Source organism: Telmatocola sphagniphila (genome assembly GCF_018398935.1).
Classification (GTDB): Bacteria; Planctomycetota; Planctomycetia; order Gemmatales; family Gemmataceae; genus Telmatocola; species Telmatocola sphagniphila.
On sequence record NZ_CP074694.1, the window covers coordinates 448,350 to 466,014 of the forward strand.

Here is a 17,665-nt window from a genome sequence, read left to right on the forward strand (position 1 = left end):
TGCAATCTATCCCTGTAGGACACTTTCGCCGAGAGTTGCGCCTAAAAACGGAAGAGCCAAAATTCCGATTCCAGGCGAGGCAAAACAGAACTATCACAAAAATTACATTTCTTCAATGGTATTGGAGATTATTCAACGGCTTTGTCAAAGCGAAGAGGAGTGACGCTCGTCTATAGCTATGATGTCCACCCCAATCTTGGTAATCCAACGAGTTTTCTTCCGAACTGAACACAAGCTCTAGAAAGCGATTCAATCGCTTTATTTTTTGTGGGATACTCTCGGTAATAGTAGCCTCTGCTTTGATGGACCGCATATTCATCTTCAATAAAAAGCCATAAGTATTGTGGCAAAAATTTGATGCAATCACCAAATTCAGGATGATACGTCCAGATCGATGTACCATCACTTCTAACAGCAGGCTGCTTGTCAGTAATAACAACGCGAGTTATCGGTTCGTTTTCGAATACACTTTGAGCATATTTATTAAATATAGTAGTTGTGCTTCGCATCTCGCTCACTAACCCATTATCGAACAAAAGGGATGGCGAGCGGCTACTAGTTCCAACAAACACTCTACTTTTGATCTTTAATTGATTCGAGTAATAAATATCTGCAAGATCTCTACTAAAAGCTGACTTCTTCTGTTGAAATAAAGTTCGAATCAGCGAATCTAGATAAATCCTAGATGTTTGGCGTGTGGGTTTTTCTGACCAATTTAAATCATTAGAAATCATCTGCCGAATAAATTCCGCCCTATAAGGCTCACCGTTTTCTTCTAACCAGTCAGCAAACACTAATCGAAGCCCTCTATCTAGAGGATATTGGAGTATTAAATTAAGAAAATTTTCTTTTTCACACATATAGCTTTCGGCTTCCTCATGCCAATTAGTGTGGACTCATTATCAATTTATAGAATATATATTTAGTAATCGCTGAAATCATTCGATCGATTGAACTCGGTAGGACGTAACAGATTCTCTAAACACTCTTTTTTTGACAGCAGATCAGTAATTTCGGATTTTGTTAAGTCCGATTATTCTATTCTGCTTCTCTGTGATTGTCCACTTTCAGTGTTTGACAAATTTGATTATTGCAAAGATACGCAGATTTCATCCTAATTTATTTTAGGAGAAAGAGTTAAGAAACTCTAAAAACACCTGCGGTTTGGCGGCATTCAATAGATAAACTGGAATTCTGCTACAGTCCCAAGCCTGTACCCCTCACGTAATATTTGCCGTTTTTTGCGATTTAATTCCTAGAGGAATTGGCCCTCTCTTGAACAAAAGATCGCCGTGATCGACGAGAGCACGGCGTAAAGCAATTCGATCGATACGGCGAGCTTCCTGCTCGAGCAACACCCCCGAAGGAGATTTTCCTTCCTCCTTCATAGCTCGGTTCCGATGGATTTCAACAAGCTCTCGGAACTGATCGCGAGATTCTGTTGCGACTCTCTCCCGACTTTTCCAAAGCGTCTCGGGAGTAGGACCCAGACCTCCTCTCGGTCGAGCCAAGGCATTGGCTTCCCGTCGAGCCGCCTCCACATCCTCAGCGTTCCACACTTCCGGATGGCCTTCCCAGGCAGCTCTACGTTCGATTCGACTTTTCAAAGATCCTATGCCCGCTTCGATCGCACCGTTATATTGTGGCCTCCTCGGCGGAGAGTACAAGCCGAACACGCCTTCTCGCTGCAAAAATTCTTGGACCACTTCGGCAATAAACGGAGAACCGTTATCCATTTTCAGTACCAGCGGGGCTCCCTCCCGGGTGATCAATGACCGAAGGGCCACAAGCGTTTCCTCGGCAGTTGCCGCCGCCACAGGCCAGGCTACCCGAGTTTGAAGACTCCGACGCACTTCCGAGGCCGCCCCGAAGTAACGGTCCGCGGGCACCAGACCATCGATCCCCTGATGGGGCCTCTGGAAGTTGTAATGGTCTATGAATAACCCAATCCGACGCTGAGCATCCCCCATGTCGATGAAGATTGCACTCTCGATGCACTCACGCCACAAGGTTCCCCAGAACCGCTCGATCTTACCCAAAGTCTGCGGATGACGCGGAGACGCTACTACCTGTCGAATGCCCCGTTTTTCGAGTTCCTTCGAGAAGGCACTTTTACCCCGCCAGGTCACATACTGCGTACCGTTGTCGGTGAGAATCTCCTCCGGCGTTCCATAAGAAGCCATGGAAGCTCGCAAGACCTCCAGCACCAAAGCCGATGACTGGCTCGCATGCAAGCCGTAGCCGACCAAAAACCGACTGTGATCGTCCATGAACCCGACCAAATGAACGCGCCGATTCTGACGTTTTAACACAAATGTGAAAAGATCAGTTTGCCATAACTGATTCGGACGGGCCCGCTCGAAGGACCGCACCTTGTCCGGATGCCCTCGCGTCGGAGCCTGCTCCAGTTGATAACCGGCTTCATGCAGCACCCGGGCCACCGCCGAAGCACTCGCCGGTAAAGCCGGACCTCGCAATAGCATGTCGCTAATCCGCTGACACCCCCATTCCGGATTCGATTTTTTGAGCATCAGGATTGTACGCTTGGTCAACTCGTGAACGCGGCTGCCCGGAGGTTTGCCCCGCGGCTGATCCAACAATCCGGCCGGGCCAGAAATTTCAAACCGCTTCTTCCATGCGTAAAGCGTGTGTTTCGAGACGCCTACCAAAGGAGCAAAATCGCCGGCGGGCAAGCCGCTCCGCTGCCAGGTATCCAGCAACAAAATCCGCTGTTCCGCCGTCATCGCCGGCACGGGTTCGGTCGGTTTTTTCACCAAACGCCGTCCCTTAACAGGTCCCCGAACCGATAACCTCGAGTGGAATTCCCTACGCTTCGAAAGGCTGGCTTCTACCTCGGAATCCACGGAATCCGATAAATCCAGACCCGCATCGGGAAAGGACTCCGAAGTGGGGCGGGCTCCGCGTCGCTCCCCTTCGCTGCGGCTCAGGGCGCTCGGCTCCGCCCGCCCCACTTCGGCAGCCGCGGACAGCGGGTCCCTATCCTCCGTCGGACCAGCTCTCGGTTGTTCTTCTCTTTTCTCCGCAAATGCATTCTGGTTGAATTCATCCATATAGCCTCTCTTCTGGCGGTATTCCCGCCTAAGAAAGAGAAGGTAATTCCTATAGCGATTTAAACGGCTAAACCGGTAGATATTTCAGGAAAGGGGACAGCCGTGATCACAGTCCTGGAGGCGCGGATCAGCGAACTCGAGCGGCAGCTGGGGCTGAACTCGACCAACTCATCGAAGCCGCCCTCCTCGGACGGCCCGAACGTCAAGCGTCCTCCCGCAAAGGCGAAATCGAAGAACAAGCGAGGCGGGCAACCGGGCGTTCCGAAGCACCAACGGCGTTGGGTGGCACTCAACGCCGTTACCCATAATTCACTTTCACACTAGGAAGCGTGCGTTGTCTGCGTGGTTGATCTCGGGTGATTTCGGCAAAGTAGTTAAACTTATTGAGGGGGTCTTTTATAAATGGCCTTGATGCGGAAGCATCCTTTTGAAATTCCGTTGTGACCAAACAAATGGATATCAAGAGGTAGCGATCATGCCGCACCAAGGCCAAGGACGGTCTTTGAACAATGCTACTGCGTTGCGTCACTGCATAGAAACTTTAACTCGAGAGGCCGATTTTAGGCAAGTCCGCTTTCGTTCGGACTGCTCTTGGACCATACGGGCCTTAGTGGCGGCGGCTTTGTACTGGGCCTGGTCCGAGACGGGCACGCTAGCGGGCCGCTGGGGTCATGCGCGAGGTCTAACGGCCTCCGGTTTCGGGATTTCTTCGTTGGGCACGGCCTGCCAACCTTTTCTCCGATTATTGACTCGCTGGTCGGATCGGTTACTGTCGGCGGTGGCGGCGTCTTTCCGCCAGCTGATGGCGAAGGAGTTGTCTCGGCGTTTCCGGGTGGAAGGTTTTATCGCTTTTGCCGTGGATGGCACCCGACACGAAACTCCCCGAACTGCTGCTAACGAAAGAGCCTTTGCCTTGAACGGAGCAAAGAAGCGAGATCGGAGCCGGGGGAAGAAATCTCAAGCCGCGTTGTCGAAAGCCTCTTCGCCGCAGGTGAATTTGACATTGTTGTGGCATTTGGGGACGGGGTTGCCGTGGGCCTGGAAGAGGGCAGGTTCTGGCGTGGGGGAACGAGCGCTTCTTCGGGAATTACTGCAGGAATTGCCGCCTAAAGCACTTCTGGTGGCGGATGCTGGCTTCACGGGTTACGATCTGTGGGGGTCGATCCTTTCGGCCGGCCATGATCTCTTGGTGCGTGTGGGTAGCCACGTGCGGCTTCTCTCGGAGTTGGGCCTGCAACAGGGTTCGAGCAAGGACCGGGTCTGGCTTTGGCCGGATAACGCGATGGGACTGCCCTTGGAATTGCGTCTGATCAAGACCGGTTCGGGAACCTCGACCGTCTGGCTGGTGACGACGGTATTGGACCGCCAACGCCTGCCGGACGACGCCGTGAAAAAACTCTACCGGCAACGCTGGGGAATCGAAGTCTTTTATCGAACGCTGAAGCAGAAGTTCGAGCGACGCAAGTTGCGGAGCCGAACACCTCAGCATGTTTACCTGGAATTGGACTGGTCGTTGATGGCCCTCTGGGCTTTGGGATTGCTGGCGTTGCTGAACGATCGAAAAGTCGAGCCGCGAAAGGTGAGCTTTTCGGGGTTACTGGGAGCCGTGCGGACGGCGATGCGTGATGGCTCGGCTATTCCCAAATCCGGCCAGCGTATCGAGGCTCTTTTGAAAAAGGCCCGAATCGACGATTATAAACGAGGTATTAAGCGAAGTCGCAATTATCCACGCAAGAATAAAGAACCCCATGGAACCGGAGACCCGCATATATCCCCCGCGACACCCGATCAACGACAACGGGCGCGTAAATGGTTCGAACTATTCCCTTTACGCGCCTAAAAGATAGGGGTAACGGCGTTGAGTGCCACCCGGAAATTGGACGAGGATTGAGTCCTACAATTCGCAAAGATCAACAAAAACGGCAAGTGACCAGTGCCACCCAAACTGTTACTCAATAACGACTTGCGTTGATTTGGTTTGGTTACCAGTGCCATCGCGCCGAAGGAGAAGAACGTGTCTCCGTCGCTGAGATTGCCGAACAGATTCAGAAACTAAAATCCTCCAACACGGTCGAAGTTACTACGCCGCGTTCTGGAGAACAGCGGATCGTCATTGCCGAAGAACCCGTGACCAAACGCCTTCGCAAGCGGATGCAACGGGAACAGGAGAATCCGCAAGTCGGATCAGAAACATATGCACCAATCGTACCCAACGAGCCGAATGATTACCGCAGTCAGGTGATGCAGAACGGGAGTGGCTGGGCGAAAGAGTTGGTGATTTAAAGGAGGTTGATTCGAAATTGAATACAATCGGCTTATCTTTGAAAAACCGATTGTATTGGCCAATTCTTACAAGTTCTACAGATGAAGAGGAGCAGTTCACCGGCACCGAATCCATTAAAATTTGCAGGATCAACGATACCTGCTTGCGCATCTTGCTCCTCTCGCGATTTTCCACCGCGCCTTAGGAATATATTGTCCCTTATTGCATGATCTTCAATCGGGCACCATCGCCTCCAATCGCCTCCATCAAACTCGCAATCGGTCAAAGTTAATAGATATTCCATCTCATTTCCACACTTACAAGTTGGGATTTCTTCACCCTGAACCCATTTTGGATAGCCTCCCACTTTATTCGATGGACATAGCGCGTGCTCACTTGTGAGGAAGTCTAGCCATTCGTCCTCTGTTCGGATATCTTCCGGTGACGGATGTGCAGCAAGCCACTCACATGCCTGTGTACACATCGCTTGAGTAATCTCTTTTACGAAGAATTCCTTTACCCTTTCCGGGTGCAACTCGCACTCATTGGGTAAATACCATTTACTGGCGAATGGCGATTTTGGCGTGTGTTCGAGCGGGTTTCTGACTTCTGAACGTTTACGCCAGAAAATGAATGTTTTGGCAACGAAGCCTTCGTCGCTCCCATGCTCAAGAGGGCACCACATCAGTTGAAGTAAGTCACTTCCGGGGAAAAACTGAACTTCCGGAAAGTCTTCGCTGCGCAATTGTAGTACGGGTACAAGCTCAATCGCCTTGCCACGCACATCCTTCTTAGCTTCAGCCGTTCCCTCGCCGTTGTAGTGATTTGGAGATTTGCATACAGGCCAGGGTTCATCACTAGGCCACAAAAACACTCCCCCTAGTTTGCTTGCAGTCACATCAAGAACATGAGCACGCCTCGGATGAAGACGTACCGTATTTTTCGTTTCCTCACACATTTGGGGCCAAACTTCCAAAGCATTTAAGCGAGGCTTAGGTGTGGTCCGACTCAAGGCAGGCTCCTTAAAATATAATTTATATGATCATTGATTTCAGAATAAAATCGTTTTGCTGTATTTTATTCTTGTTTATTTATTCCTGTATGAGATTCAATTAGTAATTTTTTTATTAAATAGTGGACTTCCCCACTAAAAACGGACACCGAGTTAAGCTGATAAACTAACTTGGGAGGTTCGGATGGAGAAGTTGAAGGTCAAGCGTCGTCGTAAGCGCTATTCTGCCGAGTACAAGAAAGCCGCTGTGGAGTTGGTGACTGTAACAGGTCAGTCTGCCGCAGAGGCGGCCAGGTCGCTGGGTGTTACCTCGCAGACGATAAAGAGGTGGATCGACGAACTCAGCAAGCTCGGCGAGAAGGCCTTTCCCGGCAACGGCGTTCGGAGTGTGCTGGATAATGAACTAGCTCGTCTCCGGGTCGAGAACGATCGATTGCGTATGGAGCGGGACATTCTAAAAAAAGCGGTCAGCTTCTTTGCGCAGGATTCGGTCTGAAGTATGAGTTCATCGAAGCTCATGCGAGTACTTGGCCAGTGAAGCGGATGCGCTCGGTGCTGGGGGTTTCAACTTCGGGCTACTATCAGTTTCGAAAGCGTCTGAGGCTGAATGGGCGATGCGAAGCGAGTCCCCGACTGTTGACGGAGATTCGGACGATTCATGCCGAGATGAAAGAGCGTTACGGCAGCCCTCGGATGCATGCGGAGTTGCAGGCTCGAGGCTATAAGTGCTGTCGGAATACGGTGGCTAAGGTGATGAAAACAGTGGGAATTCGAGCTTCGATGCCTCGTCGGTTCGTTCGAACGACCGATAGCAATCATTCGCTGCCGGTGGCCGGGAACGAATTGAATCGACAGTTCGATTCGGCGGATGCACCGGATCGTTTGTGGACGGCCGACATCACTTACATACCGACGAAACAGGGATGGCTTTACCTGGCCGTGGTCGAGGATCTTTACTCGCGTCGGATCGTCGGTAGGTCGATGGATCGGACGATGGAAAGCCGGTTGGTGGTCGATGCCTTAGCCATGGCCGTGGAGACGAGATATCCGGCGGAAGGTTTGCTGGCTCACTCGGATCGAGGTAGTCAGTATGCCAGCGAGCACTACCAAAGATTGCTGGAGAAGAAGGGCATCCGCTGCGGCATGAGTCGTAGAGCCGACTGTTGGGACAATGCTCCGATGGAAAGCTTCTTTGCCAGTTTAAAAAAGGAGCTGTGTCATCGAGTGGAATTGGTAACCCGGGACGAAGCGAAAAGAAGCATCTTTGAATACATCGAGGTGTTCTACAATCGGATTAGAAGGCATTCGAGTCTGGGATACGTTTCCCTAGACGAGTACGAAAGGGCAACCAAAATAGCTTAACTCCGTGTCCGCGCAAATTGGGGAGGTTCAGGAGCTAAATGTAAGGCTATTTCTGAGACACTACAATAGATAAATTATTTTCCAGCTCAATTGCGTACACAAATACGCTTGTCAGAATCTCATAACTGTTCTGTTTCTCGATCACCGAAAATATTGTTAATCATTCCCCAACGTTTTCTTCTTCACCTCTGGGATCGGATAAAGCTCCTTGAGTAACGATATCGCCATTTCTTTTCGCTCTAGATCGGCTTGGATTATCGCCTGCAAATCGAGTCGGACCATTTCAAGAGGATTTAAACAGGGAGAAGAATTGGGTTTGTTCAACGAAGAAATTAGTTTCAATAAATTATTTTGGTCAGCCGTGGCAGCTCTGATTTGGGAAATATCGTCCAAGGACTTTGTTTCTCTAACGAGACTGTTAAATTTATCCAACCGACTTTTTCTGGCTTTCGCATCCTGAATAACCAGCTTATTCCTTTCATGAAATTCCGTGTAACTGATTTCAAGATCAATTCCTAGTGATGCGGAGAGTCGACAACCGCAGTCACTAAGTACGATCTCACTAAGGTCTCTGGCAGATCGCATCGCACAAAATGCAGCCTCTCGAAGCACTTTCTCTGATTCTTTTAGTTTCTCATTAATGTGAGGATCAATGGTCGCCATATTCGTGGGCTTGAATTGGCTGTAATCCAATTTCCCCAATGGCGGATCTTTCACTTTTGCGGAATTTTCTGATACTTGCCCATAAATTGAGCCGCAAATGTTCAACGCAATCGTGGTAAACAGAATGCATTGGTAGCGAAACATCGAGGATCTCCGAGATGTCTGAACCATATGGAATGATTATAACCAGCAGGCGAGCGTAAAATCAATGTGAAAAAAGTGTTGAAATCATCGGTTGTCGAGGAGATTCTCCGCTGCTCTAATGCTGCCTCGACGTACTCGTTGAAGCGCTGATTATTCCTGGGTGTAGAATAGTACCATGCAAGCAATATATCCCGAACAAATGGCTGCTCCCAAGTCATGTTCTAGGACTCTATTTTTCGAATGAGTTGAGTTAGTTCGAAAGAAATTCTTCGGATGTCTACCATCACCTGATGATCATTTCATCGGATGGACCGCTGTTACCTGGCACCTTTTCAATTAGCCTGCTCAAGTTCTGAAATAACGCAGCCAGTGGTTCTGGAACCTTACGCGAATCAAGTTCATTCGTTACCCTACGTCAAATACAGTGCAAACGACCTCTTCAAACGAGTACACCTCACCTGAAATTCCATCCGAAAGCCATAGCCTGCATTGCTCATCACGATTGGACAGTTCGTCGAGTGCAGATAAAACTGATGGCTTGTTGTATTGCGGCATCTGCTGCATGCACTCCGCCGTTTGGATATCCCCGCTTAACAGCATGATCCCATTCCACTGTTTCTGCGGAGGAATCTTCCAAATCGTACGATATCTGATTAGGGGAACCTCCGAACAAGTAGATGTATACCGCTTTACTCACGTTCTTCCCAGCCAAACGCATGGCGAGTAAATCGGCTTTCTGGTCGATTCTTTTGACGCCATCCAAATCCGAAAGAAGTTGAGACACCGTCCATTTCGATTTAAGTGGGCCATTTACAGCTTACTTTTACCGTTAATCCGTTTTGAGATTTCCGCTATCAGGGAACTTAAATCACCTTCCAAATTGCTATGAGGCAATAAAAATGCCTCAAATTTATTAAAGAAAATGTAAGTTCTTTCTCCATCAGATACTATCCGATTTATTTTCTCAATTTTAATACTGAGTACTCCGTTCTCTGAAGCATGGATTAAGTAATCTTCGGAAATAATAAGTTCAGACCTTATCAGTTTGCTTGCATATTCTCCTTTATCGGAAGCACGGCGATGCTTCCTCTCGATCATGTTCCGATGTACTTCTGGCAGAATTGCTAGCAAAACTAGTAGAGATAGACTTCCTGTAAATAGGCTTGTTTCGAAATCCGTTTTACATATGTAAAAAACACCTATTAATATTGTGATATAAACGTATATAGATAAAATAACAGATATATAATAATGCCTACGTACTTCTGGAACATGTAGTCTTATGTAGTTTTCAAAAGCAATCAAATCTTCTACTTGAAGTTGATATGTAACTTTCATGCTATTACTTTATATAGGTCCGGTTGAAGATAACGTTTCTCCACATCAATATTTTGCAATTGTGCTTGAAGACTTCCAAAGGCGATCATCGAGAATCGGGCTGAATCGAACATCGCAGTCCATGTTTTCCTCTGATTCACTTCCGTAACACATCATTCAGCCGTAAACCAAGACGAGAGGTCCAAAAAAAGCTCCAACTGGCACTCCATAGTGGTAACACTACGAGCAGTTCTACTGGAATTCTCCACTCCCAGCCAAAACTCCTACCTTGGACTCGCCGTACACAATCGATGAAGAAACCAACGATTGGGATTGCCTAAATTTTAATAGGAAAGCTGATGAGATTCGACGACCAAAATACATCTGGATTTCTCCAATCAGGAGCAAACAACCACGTAATTGGGATGCAGACGATTACCGCACAGCCGAATGCTACTGAAGATTTTCGAATGCTCGACATGGAAGTAAGAAAAACTGTTCTCAACACGTAGACAGAAATGATTATCGCCAGGAAGCCAACCCAAAAAAGCCAGCGGTTGTCGTTGCTCAGAAGCATTCCGATTCTCTCGTTCAGCGTAATTTACGATTACAGACATCCACTTCCCAATGCTAGGTATCCAGAGGCAGCACAGGCTAGCAAAAACCTACCCGCCATTCTGCGTCGAATTTCCCGAACTCCTGCAAGCCAGTGAAGCGGAGTCGCTGCAACCTGAATTGAAAACGAGACTGCGAACACAGTTAGGGATGAGATCAATTTAGGCAATCGGCCGGGAGATCCTGATCGAGGTCAGTCGTTTCGCTGCGTTCCGGCATGCTTATGCCCTTCAAGAAAGATAACGATGCGAAGACCGCAAGATCACTACCAACGAAGAATATCTTCATGAGGAAGGACCCAGATTTTAGGGCAATGGAATAGAAAACGTGAATCATGTCCTCGATGCTTGATAAAATTAGAATTATTCAGAGCCGTCGATCTGACTACCTTTGTCCTCGCAATCCTGCAATTCTGAAGCGATCCGTGGGACCAGAGTCCGAGGTGAACTGGAGGTGATCTTTTGCATCGAAGGCTCTGGAAGCTTCTTTAGCCACTCTTCAGACTACGATAATCGTCGAAGTTCACCTCCCTGATCATCATGTAACCCATTGGTAACGCTCAGTTGCAATAAATGCCAAGAAACAGCACAATCGTAGAATGTTGGTCGTACTTATCACGCTTGGAGAACCTCTATGACAGATCTCATTCTTGCCGCAGTCATTACCTGCTTCGCCCCGCCGGAGAACCTCAAGACACCCACGCAGATCATCTCCGGAAAGTTCGAAGGGGAAGCAACAGTCGAGTTCAAAGTCGCGAAATGCGGCAGGGTGCTAACGAATGGCGTCACGCGAGCTGATGAATGTGAGATGCTTCAACTTCAGCCGAAAGACGAGAAGTTCATCCTCTACCTAACGCGTGAAACAGCCACCCGGCTGAAGCAACTCGGAATTGACGATCCAGCCACGCATTTTGAGGGTAAACTCGTCCGCGTGACGGGTTCAGTGGTGCAGAAGCTCCATAGCGACGGTAAACCCTGGTTCGAGATCACCGTTAGCAATCTTGAGCAGATTGCTGCGATACGCAAGCCGTAGCGCCAGGTTTGAAGTTGAATTCGGCTCTCCTTTTGGTTATTGATAATTGAAGTCCACACTTCAAATTAGCAACCCGATGAAGCATCTATAACGGATCGGGAGACCAGCGATGTCGGAAGAATTCGAAACCTACTATACCGACCGACCAGAAGTTACAGTCACGGGCAGACCGTCCTTTCTGAATTCGATGCTAGTTGCCCTGCCGGTGATGCTCCTCTACGCGTTCGCGTGCTATTTGCCTGCAATCCAAACGTTCGGTCCCGTCGGATGGGGTGGTGGACCAAATCGCGTTCAAGTCCATACTGGCTTATACTGCCTCTTATTGGGATGGCTTCCGCACCCAAAAATATTTGTCCCCTGGAGTGCCAACATTTTCTTGCTAGTCGGATTGATAGCGTTTTCGAGGGGCGGCAAGAAAACCGCCAAAATCTGTGGGATATTTGGTGTTTGCTGCGGTCTAGGAACGTTCAATTTGCTTTTGAATAACGATACCAACGAGTTGCTTCTTGGGTATTATTTCTGGGAAGCGAGCTTGATCTATTTCCTCGTGGGAACGATTTTTGTCAGCAGAACAGCGAGCCACTGAACCGAACCTCACCTCGATGGCCTTTTGTGCTTCTGAAGCATTCTCGCCAGATCTAGGTAAATGATGGCTACATTTTCTCCCGGAATTAAGGACGTCTCGATTACGCCAATGGAATTATCTTTGTCTGGCTATCAGGGAGCTATACACTTCATTTGCTAGCTTTTCGGTTTCAATAATTGATAAGTGGCATTGCCACAAAGGTCCAATCCCATTTTGTTCATTTAAAAGGTTGCTAGTTTTATGGCACATGTGGTTACAGCTCCATGCGATGATTGCAGGTACACGGATTGCTGTGTGGTTTGTCCGGTGGAGGCCTTCTACCAGGACGATAGGATGCTGTACATCCACCCCAGCTACTGCGACGATTGTGAAGCATGCGTTCCCGAATGCCCTGTAGAAGCCATCTATGCGGAACACGACGTTCCGGTACGATGGCAGGGCTACATTCAATTGAATGCCGACCGGTGTAAAGTATTGGAAGACAAAGGTCAAATCACCATAAAACAAGAGCCTCTGAATGGTCCGCACTGCGAAGAAAATTAATTCTAAGAGTCTACTCGGAAAGGCTTGCATTCTCCCGTGGCGACACAGTGTTCGGATTCAATCCTATTAACTCTATCGCTTATCTCCCGTTAGGGTGGCGAATTAGATGGGAGACACGACAGAAGCAGGTGGGCCGCAGAGGTTAAGAAACATTGCCAAAAAACACTTCAGGATTCGAATAGGATCAATGCTGGTGATGTTCCTGTTGACGCCGACCAATCTTTCAAGCGAAAGAAATCGAATCGTAAATTTTATTAACCCGCAGCTGAAGTCAAACAAATTCAGAATGACTTCAGCCTTGCCGCCTGGAATTCCTGCAGTCCTGAAAAGGTTATGAAGTACTTCCACTTGTCCATTTCCGTGTGGTATCTGATGCAGAACCGGTATTCAGCCACCATGTAGGTATCTCGCTTGCACAGAATAAATGACTAGAGCGAAATCATGGACTGGGTAAGGTAAATTTGTCCTCAATCCGCAGCTCAACCACGTTTTCCCTTGATGAACAATATTCCTTTGGCTATGATTTGGGAAAAATGCATACTTTCTCCAACTAGCATAACGATACGCTGGTCAGACTTTTTCAAAATTTGCCTTTTCAAAAGTGAAAATCTATGCCCGAAGACACGAAATTCGATGCGTCGCAATCGGTAAAACCTCTGCAGGAGAATACTCAATCTGCAAGCAAGACTGCACCTTATCGACCTTTGCCGATCAAGGCGTTCCCTGGGTATCCCGTTGTCGCAGTCCTCGCAGTACTCTCAATAGGGGTTTCGGTATTGTGGTGGAGTGAAGGTGACGAACGCATTATGCCCTTTCTAACGGACTATCGAACTTGGCACGGCGAGCCTTGGCGTCTAATTTCGTCGATTCTTCCACATGCCAATTTGATGCATCTCGCCTTTAATCTGTACTGGCTGTGGTATTTTGGTCCGGTGGTCGAAAAAGCATTCGGGGGCAGTGCAACCCTTGGAATTTTCCTTTTGCTTGCAGCTGGATCAAACGCTGCAGCGTATGCCTTCAATGAAGAGGGAGTTGGACTTTCGGGTTTGCTCTATGGGCTATGTGGAATGGTATGGATTCTGGGCCTTAGCGATGATCGATTCGCAGGGGTTGCCGATTCTCGAATCGCAAAATTCTTTCTGGTTTGCTTCTTTGTGTGCATTCTGCTTACTTTCTCTCAGATGTTGCTTGTTGGAAATGTCGCTCATGGGGCAGGTGCGATACTCGGCATATTGCTAGGGCTGACCATTTCGAGGAGAGGTTCAGAGCGAACAGCCTGGGCAAGCGTTTTAGCAGTCCTCGTTATGGCATTCATCTTTTATTGTTCGTTATCCACTCCACTTCCCGAATATCTCAACAAGTAGGCTTTACCCAACAACAGGAAGATCTGACGAAACTGACGGGCTATTAGCAATTGCCGTAAAGAATTATAAAAAATGAAGACAGGAGGGTGAAGCCACATATCACGACGATTTCATTCCGCAAAAAGCGAATTCAGATCAGCCCCAACATGAAAAGTCTGACTTTGTGAAATAGGAAGTCTCACTTCTCAAGGTATTCTTTGGTATGCATCAGATCCCACTTCGATTTGGACCAAGTATCCTGGTCGCTCCGAAAGTACTTCTACCGTTATCGTTCATGGCGGCCGATCCTTAATACCGCTGAAGCAATTCCGTAACACTATCCGCTAGTAATCGGTAACTTTCCCGACTGTAACCCCCACTGGGCAGCATAACAACAGGAATTCCTCGAATCCGAAACTGCTCGACCACATAGAGGTCTCTTTGGAGAATGTCTTGTGAGTGCAGTCGAAGTCCTCCAAAGCGATCTTTGAAGTAGACATCAGTACCCGCATTGTAAATACCCAAACTTGGAAGCCGCGATTTTGCGGAATCATCAAGGAACTTCGGCAGATTGGTCCTCAAGATTTCGAGGTACTTCGATCCCACACATCTCGAACGAACTGACAAATCGCAATCGATTCTATCAGTGGCAGTGTCATCGAAGAAGGGATAATTTTGCTTATTGTAGATGTCTAGAATTCGGAAGTGCGGATCGTTTAGGAACTGGTAACAAACTCCATTTCCTTGGTGTGCGTCCAAATCGACGTATGCAATTATAGATTCGTCTTCGAGAACCCCTTCATGGCGTAGTTGCTTCACTGCCATCGCGATGTCGGAAAACAGGCAAAAACCCTCACTACGGTTCGGTTTGGCATGGTGATAGCCTCCAGACAGATTGATTGCCAAGCCATCCGCCAGGGCTGCTTTGGCGGCAATTACTGTGCCTCGACACGCCCAAAGCATCGGTGACATGATCTTCCAACGTAGAACCCAATTGGGAATGTGGCGAAACGGTGGCATTTCCAAGGCAGCGGCAACAACCTTTGAGTTGTAAAGCGAACTCAGATAATCAGATGAGTGGACCAGTTCGAGTTCGGCAAAAGTTGCTGGACGATCTACTTCGATGTGGAATTCCGAAAGCCTTTTCCCGAATGCGGTCGACAATTCTTTCCACGCACGACCGTATTTTTTGCCATCAAACGCATGAAAACGTTCGAATCCCCAGAAGCCCAGGTTGTAGTGCCTGCTGTAGACTACTTTTGCCATCAGGAATACTTGGTGATGTAAGGACTGTTTTGGTCAGGAATATTGTACCTATAAAACGAAGATTTTCTGCCTGAACCTGCCGCAAGGATCTCCGCCAGATCCATGCTCAATTCTCGTTCTTGACGCTTTGACAGTTTTAGTGAATGGGGGAGGAACTGGGCTTTGGGCGATGGATTAATTTATCGTACGATCACATCTATGGCTTTTTTCATTGTCGCGGCATCGATCTTGCCCTCGAACTGTCGAAGAGTTTGAACGAAATCAAGAATCGCCTCGGTATTGCCCGAAACAGGGTTTTCGGCTTTGGGTTTGGTCAGTTTGCCGCTAGAATTGACTTTCTTTCGAGCCAATGCCCGATACTGATATACAGTCAATTTTGGCAATTCAACGCCGTGTTTTTCTTTGATCCAATCAATGATTTGCTGAACATCTGCATCAATGCTGAGTGCTGCAATCGCCTCACGAAATAATTCAGATTTGTTCACTTTACCCGCTGGTTCCGCAGGTGTTTCAACAGGTGCCTTGCTTACCTTTGCTTTCGCCATCAAAAAACTCCTTTGTGAAATAATATCAGATGAGTAATATTACGAATAAATAGACGAATGTCAAAATTTGCACTGTGCAAATTTTGTCAATGTCTTCTATTTTTACTTGTTTTGAAATACTTTCGGTTCGAAAATCTAGAAAGGTTTTGACCAATAGCCTGAATCGAAGAAAAACAACAAACAGCGGCACCGTGAGTTTTTCAATGTTTTTAATTCCAAAATCTCAGCCGCAATCAACGAGGAACTGGTGAACGTCTCAAAGGACTGTGATCAAAATTTCTTCGGTAAAAATGATTAGGAGCATCGAAAACCTTCAAAAATTCCCATTTTCGAGTATCATGTCGTTTTACTTTCCCCTGACGATGAAGCCGCACAAGTATCCATAGTTTCCGTTTCACCGCACTCAAGCGAGCAATAGGACGCACTCTTCAACATAAAAAGGAAGATTGTCTTCGATGATTCGCCACGTAAGAACGCGAACTGTTGGGACAGCATCGAACTCCCCCATAGCGACACTGCCAATCTCATTCAGATCCCAATCAATCGATAGAGAGTCTTTCAATATTTGAGGTAGCAGAGGCGAAAGCCACATAGCATGAACCTATCCTCCTGATAGGATCAAGAAAACCTGAAATATAGCGAAACCGAAAACAAGGGTGTAAAATCGAACGTGTATTGTTACCGATGCCATATTTCGACGATTCATCTAAATAGATTCTTTGTCGTTTATCTCTGCGTTTAGGTCTTTATCCAGAAGATGTTCCCGAATTAGTCGGATCGCCCAACAATGCTCTGTATGCCTGGGATAAAGCGATAGGTGGGCATGGAGAGCATGATTCGAAAGTTTTTTTGCCTTCAAATATTGAACTATCTCATCGTGACGAACTGGAGAGCTGCCTACCAAAGGTGTGAGTCCCTTCAATTCAGAAATATCACGGCTATCCAATGTGTTCGAACTTGCCAAAAGTGGGAAAATATCAAAAAAGATATGAGAAAAGTGATCTGAAAGGGAATTTCTGGATTCAAAAAAGGTTTGGTTGATTATCTTTTCATCAAAACGCTCTATTTCAGACATGTGAATTTCGACATAATTAGCAATTGAATTCCAAGCGAAAGCCTCCATTGATTCTGTTACGGAATTTCTCTCAACTGATAGACATATCCTATCGAGATTGTTTGTTCGAGGAAATGGATTTATTCCTTCTACTGCTGCAAATATTGCCTCATTCATGTTTACCGGCTCAATCACTTTGGGATCGTATCTTTTTCCCAGCAAGTCGAAGGCTTTGAGCGCGGACCAGGATGTGCGTAAACGATAATCTTCGATAAGTCTGCACGCATTACCATAATCCGTCGAAAAGCCATCATCAAGTTCGATTTCCATTATAGATCCCTTCAGATCAAAAAGATCTCGAAATATCTTCATCTCCGCTTCGGGATGAATCAAATAGTAGGAATTGCTAAAAATCTCATTACTCTGGACATATTTTGCGATTTCCTCTGGAAGGTAATCAACAATTGCTCGAACGCAGTAGATCAAAAAAGCACGCCAGAGATCGTCTCTAATTTCTCCCTGATAGGCAGAAATATTCAGTTCGATATTTCGGATGTGCAATCCGTCTGGAATCATCGTTGACGTAAAATAAATCAAATCTCGGTCCTCTACTCCAAAGCCTACAGTTCTACTGCTGTTCCCCACTTCAATCGAGCCATTGTACCTTCTGATTTGCTCGCCTCAAAAAAGAAAAAGGTACATCATGGTCGAAGTTACCAGACCCAAATTCTCGGCAGGCAAAGTCGTGGTACCTCCAGTCGCGGTGGAAGTCATGAAGCGGGCAGTTCAATCTCCCTATAGATTCGGGCATAAGCCACCAAATTTAGAGAAGAGGGGTTTTTGATGTCT

The 17,665-nt window shown here is 47.4% G+C and carries 15 protein-coding genes and 1 pseudogene; 8 read left to right on the forward strand and 8 right to left on the reverse strand.

Annotation, left to right across the window (positions count from 1 at the left end):
* Positions 1–176 precede the first annotated feature (176 nt).
* Both KIH39_RS02005 and KIH39_RS02010 read right to left on the reverse strand, forming a co-directional pair.
* The gene (locus tag KIH39_RS02005) at positions 177–860 is read right to left on the reverse strand and encodes a TIGR02996 domain-containing protein (protein ID WP_213497607.1); all 684 of its coding nucleotides are present in this window, start codon (positions 858–860) and stop codon (positions 177–179) included.
* A 360-nt stretch (positions 861–1,220) separates the two neighbouring features.
* Complete coding sequence (locus KIH39_RS02010) at positions 1,221–3,071, reverse strand: DDE-type integrase/transposase/recombinase (RefSeq protein ID WP_213497608.1); 1,851 nt, start codon at positions 3,069–3,071, stop codon at positions 1,221–1,223.
* Positions 3,072–3,173: 102 nt separating this feature from the next.
* Between KIH39_RS02010 and KIH39_RS02015 the strand changes: the two genes are divergently transcribed.
* The 3 genes from KIH39_RS02015 (at position 3,174) to KIH39_RS02025 (ending at position 5,354) form a co-directional block, all read left to right on the forward strand.
* Positions 3,174–3,395 carry a DUF6444 domain-containing protein gene (locus KIH39_RS02015; protein ID WP_213497609.1) on the forward strand — a complete coding sequence of 74 codons (222 nt, stop codon included), beginning with the start codon at positions 3,174–3,176 and terminating at the stop codon, positions 3,393–3,395.
* 151 nt (positions 3,396–3,546) lie between these two features.
* Positions 3,547–4,911 (forward strand): IS4 family transposase, encoded by a 1,365-nt coding sequence (locus tag KIH39_RS02020; RefSeq protein WP_213497610.1) that lies wholly within the window; start codon positions 3,547–3,549, stop codon positions 4,909–4,911.
* A gap of 128 nt (positions 4,912–5,039) precedes the next feature.
* Positions 5,040–5,354, forward strand: coding sequence for a hypothetical protein (locus KIH39_RS02025; RefSeq protein ID WP_213497611.1), 315 nt, complete (start codon positions 5,040–5,042; stop codon positions 5,352–5,354).
* Between the two features lie 32 nt (positions 5,355–5,386).
* Here the strand turns inward: KIH39_RS02025 and KIH39_RS02030 are convergent, their stop codons facing one another.
* Positions 5,387–6,292: a DUF1963 domain-containing protein gene (locus KIH39_RS02030; RefSeq protein WP_213497612.1), complete on the reverse strand. Its 906-nt coding sequence runs from the start codon at positions 6,290–6,292 to the stop codon at positions 5,387–5,389.
* Positions 6,293–6,530: 238 nt separating this feature from the next.
* Between KIH39_RS02030 and KIH39_RS02040 the strand changes: the two are divergent.
* A pseudogene (locus tag KIH39_RS02040) lies at positions 6,531–7,708 on the forward strand (IS3 family transposase).
* Positions 7,709–7,864: 156 nt separating this feature from the next.
* Here KIH39_RS02040 and KIH39_RS02045 read toward each other — a convergent pair.
* Together KIH39_RS02045 and KIH39_RS02050 are read right to left on the reverse strand one after the other, a co-directional pair.
* Positions 7,865–8,515: a hypothetical protein gene (locus tag KIH39_RS02045; RefSeq protein WP_213497614.1), complete on the reverse strand. Its 651-nt coding sequence runs from the start codon at positions 8,513–8,515 to the stop codon at positions 7,865–7,867.
* A gap of 810 nt (positions 8,516–9,325) precedes the next feature.
* Complete coding sequence (locus KIH39_RS02050; protein ID WP_213497615.1) at positions 9,326–9,853, reverse strand: hypothetical protein; 528 nt, start codon at positions 9,851–9,853, stop codon at positions 9,326–9,328.
* A 1,227-nt stretch (positions 9,854–11,080) separates the two neighbouring features.
* On the opposite strand from KIH39_RS02050, the gene KIH39_RS02055 reads away from it, so the two are divergent.
* The 4 genes from KIH39_RS02055 (at position 11,081) to KIH39_RS02070 (ending at position 13,972) form a co-directional block, all read left to right on the forward strand.
* Positions 11,081–11,479 carry a hypothetical protein gene (locus KIH39_RS02055; RefSeq protein WP_213497616.1) on the forward strand — a complete coding sequence of 133 codons (399 nt, stop codon included), beginning with the start codon at positions 11,081–11,083 and terminating at the stop codon, positions 11,477–11,479.
* A 109-nt stretch (positions 11,480–11,588) separates the two neighbouring features.
* Entirely contained in the window at positions 11,589–12,065 is a 477-nt protein-coding gene (locus tag KIH39_RS02060) for a hypothetical protein (RefSeq protein ID WP_213497617.1), read from the forward strand.
* 240 nt (positions 12,066–12,305) lie between these two features.
* Positions 12,306–12,608, forward strand: coding sequence for an indolepyruvate ferredoxin oxidoreductase subunit alpha (locus tag KIH39_RS02065; protein ID WP_213497618.1), 303 nt, complete (start codon positions 12,306–12,308; stop codon positions 12,606–12,608).
* A 611-nt stretch (positions 12,609–13,219) separates the two neighbouring features.
* Positions 13,220–13,972: a rhomboid family intramembrane serine protease gene (locus KIH39_RS02070; RefSeq protein WP_213497619.1), complete on the forward strand. Its 753-nt coding sequence runs from the start codon at positions 13,220–13,222 to the stop codon at positions 13,970–13,972.
* A gap of 288 nt (positions 13,973–14,260) precedes the next feature.
* Here the strand turns inward: KIH39_RS02070 and KIH39_RS02075 are convergent, their stop codons facing one another.
* The 3 genes from KIH39_RS02075 to KIH39_RS02085 form a co-directional block, all read right to left on the reverse strand.
* The gene (locus tag KIH39_RS02075; protein ID WP_213497620.1) at positions 14,261–15,217 is read right to left on the reverse strand and encodes a histone deacetylase family protein; all 957 of its coding nucleotides are present in this window, start codon (positions 15,215–15,217) and stop codon (positions 14,261–14,263) included.
* Positions 15,218–15,396: 179 nt separating this feature from the next.
* On the reverse strand, positions 15,397–15,762 hold the full coding sequence (locus KIH39_RS02080) for a hypothetical protein (RefSeq protein ID WP_213497621.1): 366 nt from the start codon (positions 15,760–15,762) through the stop codon (positions 15,397–15,399).
* A 706-nt stretch (positions 15,763–16,468) separates the two neighbouring features.
* The gene (locus KIH39_RS02085) at positions 16,469–17,413 is read right to left on the reverse strand and encodes a hypothetical protein (RefSeq protein ID WP_213497622.1); all 945 of its coding nucleotides are present in this window, start codon (positions 17,411–17,413) and stop codon (positions 16,469–16,471) included.
* Positions 17,414–17,665 lie beyond the last annotated feature (252 nt).